This window comes from Ruegeria halocynthiae, from assembly GCF_900106805.1.
GTDB lineage: Bacteria > Pseudomonadota > Alphaproteobacteria > Rhodobacterales > Rhodobacteraceae > Ruegeria > Ruegeria halocynthiae.
This window is the reverse complement of the sequence record NZ_FNNP01000034.1, coordinates 1-1,389: the sequence shown is the minus strand read 5'-3', so window position 1 is coordinate 1,389 and position 1,389 is coordinate 1. Positions and strand designations below refer to the sequence as shown.

The window sequence follows — 1,389 nt, the reverse complement described above, 5'->3', positions numbered from 1 at the left end:
CGAACGGCCTGTGTGGATAGCTCCTGCATAGCAAGACATTTTTGAAAGTAATTTCGCACTGGTCAGAAGCAGACGTGTGTCCGGCCTGTTTGCGCAGCACACGCGGCTGCTGGCCTTGATGGTTTCCGCGACCAAGTCCCATACGGGTATTGCGGACAACTAGGTGTCCTGGCCGTTCGACGGGGTGTCTTGGCTGGCGGGCTGACTGTACTCCATCATTTCAAGGGTCTTGCTGTCTCGAGTATTCCCTTCTTGTTCTCTCAGATCGTGTGGGGACGGTAGTATTCGCTCTTGGTCAGCACAGCCCAGACGATCCTCGCCGTCTTATTGGCCATGGCGATCGTCGCCAAACGGGGAGGCTTGCGGGTGAGCAGGTCTATGGCCCATGGATCGACACGGTCGGGGTTCACCTTCATTTGCCGCAATCGCGCCGTCATACCGGTCACCAAGAGGCGCCGGATATATCGGTCGCCCATCTTCGTGATCCGCCCCAATCGTTCCTTACCACCACTGGATCGGTTGAGCGGTGTCAGACCAAGCCAGGCTGCAAACTGTCTGCCGTTCTTGAACTGCTTCGCGTCACCGACGGTTGCAACAATTGCCGATGCTGTCACGGGTCCAACTCCTGGGATCGTGCGCAGCAACATCACGCGCTTGTCCAGTTTCGAATGCAGACGCATGCGCACCTCGTACCAGCGGAGGCGGAGATGCATGGCAACGAGTTGATGACTCAGCTGCTTGAGAACATCTATCGCAATTTCAGGCAGGTCTGGTTTGTCTCCATCCAGAAGGCTCTTGGCATACTTCACGGCACTTCCTGTACCCTGCGCAATGATAATGCCAAACTCGACCAGCAGGCTGCGCAGCATATTGCTGAGCTGTGTCCGTTGGCGGACTATCAGATCGCGAGCACGATGTAGGAATAGGACCGCTTGCTGCGCTTCCGATTTCGGCGCCACGAACCGCATTGTTGGGCGCGTCACTGCCTCGCAAATCGCCTCAGCATCAACCGCGTCAGATTTGCCGCGTTTCACATAAGGCTTCACGTAGTTGGCCGGGATCAGCCGAACATCATGGCCCAGCTTTGAGAGTTCTCGTGCCCAATGATGACTGGACCCGCATGCTTCCATCCCCACCAAACATGGCTCGAGCTCATCAAAGAAGGTGACAAGTTGGGCGCGCCGGATCGCTCGATTGAAAACGACGGTGCCATCCGCAGTGATCCCATGGACTTGAAAAACATGCTTGGCCAGATCGATGCCGACTGTTGTAACTTGCATTGGGTAGCTCCTTTCCTAGCAGTGATACACAACTGCAGTATGGCGCATTGCGACGCCGGTTGGAGCAGGAGCTATCCACCCCATCGGGTTCGACGGGCCGCAGTGCAGC

At 56.6% G+C, this 1,389-nt stretch carries 1 protein-coding gene; it reads right to left on the bottom strand.

Annotation, left to right across the window (positions count from 1 at the left end; genetic code table 11):
• Window positions 1-260 precede the first annotated feature (260 nt).
• Window positions 261-1,280 carry an IS110 family RNA-guided transposase gene (locus tag BLU89_RS21050; protein ID WP_074739711.1) on the bottom strand — a complete coding sequence of 340 codons (1,020 nt, stop codon included), beginning with the start codon at window positions 1,278-1,280 and terminating at the stop codon, window positions 261-263.
• Between the last annotated feature and the right edge of the window lie 109 nt (window positions 1,281-1,389).